This window comes from Stenotrophomonas sp. HMWF003, assembly GCF_003061285.1.
Taxonomy (GTDB): domain Bacteria; phylum Pseudomonadota; class Gammaproteobacteria; order Xanthomonadales; family Xanthomonadaceae; genus Stenotrophomonas; species Stenotrophomonas maltophilia_AP.
This window is the reverse complement of the sequence record NZ_QAIW01000148.1, coordinates 5,232-8,061: the sequence shown is the minus strand read 5'-3', so window position 1 is coordinate 8,061 and position 2,830 is coordinate 5,232. Positions and strand designations below refer to the sequence as shown.

The 2,830-nt window shown below is 68.4% G+C and carries 4 protein-coding genes; 3 read left to right on the top strand and 1 reads right to left on the bottom strand.

Features of this window, described 5'->3' with window-relative positions; translation table 11 throughout:
• The first annotated feature begins 28 nt into the window (after positions 1–28).
• The 3 genes from DBR34_RS05695 to DBR34_RS05685 all read left to right on the top strand — a co-directional run bounded on the left by DBR34_RS05695 (position 29) and on the right by DBR34_RS05685 (position 2,169).
• Positions 29–658, top strand: coding sequence for a DsbA family protein (locus tag DBR34_RS05695; RefSeq protein ID WP_128096052.1), 630 nt, complete (start codon positions 29–31; stop codon positions 656–658).
• A gap of 92 nt (positions 659–750) precedes the next feature.
• Positions 751–1,695, top strand: a complete 945-nt coding sequence (locus DBR34_RS05690) for a DegV family protein (RefSeq protein WP_128096048.1) — start codon at positions 751–753, stop codon at positions 1,693–1,695.
• 132 nt (positions 1,696–1,827) lie between these two features.
• Entirely contained in the window at positions 1,828–2,169 is a 342-nt protein-coding gene (locus DBR34_RS05685; protein ID WP_128096047.1) for a hypothetical protein, read from the top strand.
• A gap of 164 nt (positions 2,170–2,333) precedes the next feature.
• Here the strand turns inward: DBR34_RS05685 and DBR34_RS22205 are convergent.
• The coding region (locus DBR34_RS22205; RefSeq protein ID WP_258223697.1) for a TolC family protein at positions 2,334–2,830 on the bottom strand (497 nt) is incomplete at its 5' end.

Genomic DNA, 2,830 nt, shown 5'->3' with positions numbered 1-2,830 from the left:
CCGCCGCACCATCCGCCCGGGAGTGCCCATGGCGCTGCGCTGGTATTTCGATTTCGTCTCGCCCTTCGCCTACCTGCACTGGCAGCAGCTCAAGGCCCTGCCGCAGTTCGAGCGGATCACCCCGGTGCCGGTCGCGCTGGGCGCGGTGCTGCACCACATGGGCAACCTGGGCCCGGCCGAGATTCCGGCCAAACGCCGCTTCACCTACCGCCAGGTGTTGTGGCAGGCGCAGCAGCAGGGCGTGCCGCTGCGCTTCCCGCCCGGGCATCCGTTCAACCCGCTGGCCGCGCTGCGGCTGTGCCTGGCCGCCGGTGCCACCCCGGCGTCGGTGGACATCCTGTTCAACTGGATCTGGCGCGACGGCCAGGCGGCCGACAGTGCCGCTACCCTGGCCCTGCCCGGGGCGATGCTGGACGTGGCCAACGTGGCCGACGCGATCAGTGCCGCCGACGTCAAGGAACAGCTGCGGCGCAACACCGATGCGGCCATTGCCGCCGGGGTGTTCGGGGTCCCCACCCTGTCCATCGATGGCGAGCTGTACTGGGGCAACGAGGCACACGCACTGATGCAGGCGGTCCTGGCCGATCCCGACACGGTCCGTGGCGGGGAATGGGACCGGGTGGATACCCTGCCGGTAGCCGTCCAGCGCAGCCGCTGACCCGACGCCGGGTCCCCGGTCAGGCAGCGGCGGCGGATTTGGGATAGCTTTCACACTTCCGAACCTACAACCTGCCCGGAGGGGGGCTCAGGATGCGCATCGGAATCGTCGTCGACTCTGCCTGCGACTTGCCGCAGGACTTCATTGAACAACACAACATCGTGCTGCTGCCGATCACGGTACGCATTGGCGAAGCCGTGCTCGCCGACCACCGCGACGAACAGGCCACGCTCAGCTTCCTGCACGCCCACGTGGCCGAACACGGCGCCGAAGCGGAGACCATTCCGTTCAGCGTCACCCAGATCCGCGACCTGTTCCTGGGCAAGCTGGTGATCGATTACGACCATGTGTTCTGCATGACGATCACCAAGACCCGCAGCCCGATCCACGACAACGCGATGCAGGCGAGCTTCGCGATCCTCAACGACTACAAGCCGGTGCGCCAGGCGGCAGGCTTCAACTCGCCCTTCGCGCTGCGGGTGCTGGATACCCAGAACCTGTTCGCCGCCCAGGGCGTGACCGCGGTGGAAGCGGTGCGCCTGCGCGAGAGCGGGGCCAGCGTGCAGCAGATCCGCGAGCGGCTGGAAATGCTGGCGCAGAACGTGCACGGCTACATGGTCACCCGCGACCTGTATTACATGCGCGCCCGCGCACGCCACAAGGGGGACCGCAGCGTGGGCCTGCTCAGCGCGGCGCTGGGCAGCGCACTGGACATCAAGCCGGTGCTGCACGGGTACCGCGGCGAGACTGGGCCGGTGGCCAAGATCAAGGGCTTCGACAACGCGGTGCAGAAGCTGTTCGACTTCGTTGGCCAGCGGGTCAAGGCCGGGCTGATGACCCCTACCGTATGCGTCAGTTATGGCGGCGAGCTGGCCGACCTGCAGGCGCTGCCCGGCTATGCCAGCCTGCGCCAGACCTGCGAGGCGCACGGCGTGCAGGTGTTTGAAGCGGTGATGAGCCTGACCGGCATGGTCAACGTGGGCAAGGGCGCACTCACGGTGGGGTTTGCCGACGGACCGCACACCTTCAGCGCGTAGTGCCGGGCTCTGCCCGGCAATAATCGCCAGGCTCTGCGCGGCAGCAACCGCCGGGCTCTGCCCGGCAACACCCGCCGCGATCTGCACGCCAAATCCACCGCGTTTCTGCCAGCCTTGCAGCCTTCAACGGAGATGACCATGTCGCAGTACCACATCAGCCTGCCGGACCCTTCCAAGGCCCGCGGCAACGATCCAGACCTGTCCTTCCACTCGCAGAGCGCCGCCGGCTTCGCCGAGGAGCTGCAGGACGCCCTGCGCAGCACCACCCTGTTCGAGAAGTGGCGCGCCAAGCAGCCCGACCCGGATGCGGTCGAGTCGCAGTGGGGCGCCACCGACCCGGACGCCACCGTGACCGGCGCGCAGGACGACCTGCGCATCAACCTGGTGGCCACCACCCGCATCGACAGCGATGTGTTCAAGCAGCGCCTGCGCATGCTGGCCGGGCACCACTGGGAACTGCGCGACGTGCGTTGAGGGAGGGTTGCCGGCCAGCGGCCGGCACTACCTTGTGTTGCGACGTTGCGGGTTGCCGGCCAGCGGCCGGCACTACCTTTTGTGTTGCGACGTTGCGGGTTGCCGGCCAGCGGCCGGCACTACCTTGTGTTGCGACATCGCGGGTTGCCGGCCGGCGGCCGGCACTACCGGGTGTCGTGCCAGCCACCGCCCAGCGCGCGGTACAGCTCCACGCGGGCGATGGCGGCCGTAGCCTGGCTGTTGGCCAGCGCCGCCTGGTTGTCCAGCGCGATGCGCTGCGTGGTGAGCACATCCAGCATGTCCACCACGCCCGCCTGGTATTGGCGCCGCGCCGCGTCCAGTGCGCGTTCGCTCTGGTCCACCGCAACCTGCAGCGCCGCCCCGCGCTGCTGCTCGGCGGCGTAGCCATCGATCGCATCGTCCACTTCGTGCCAGGCCTGCAGCACGGTGCGCTGGAACTGCAGCGCCGCCTGTTGCTGCTGCAGCCGGCTCACCGCGAGGTTGGCCTTGAGCCGGCCGCCCTGGAAGATCGGCAGGCTGATCGACGGTCCGACGCTGAAGCGATGCGCGTTCCAACCGTCCAGTTCATCCAGTTGCTGCGATTGGTAGCCGATGTCGCCGTTGAGGGTGATCCGTGGCAGGAAGCTGGCCTTGGCCACGC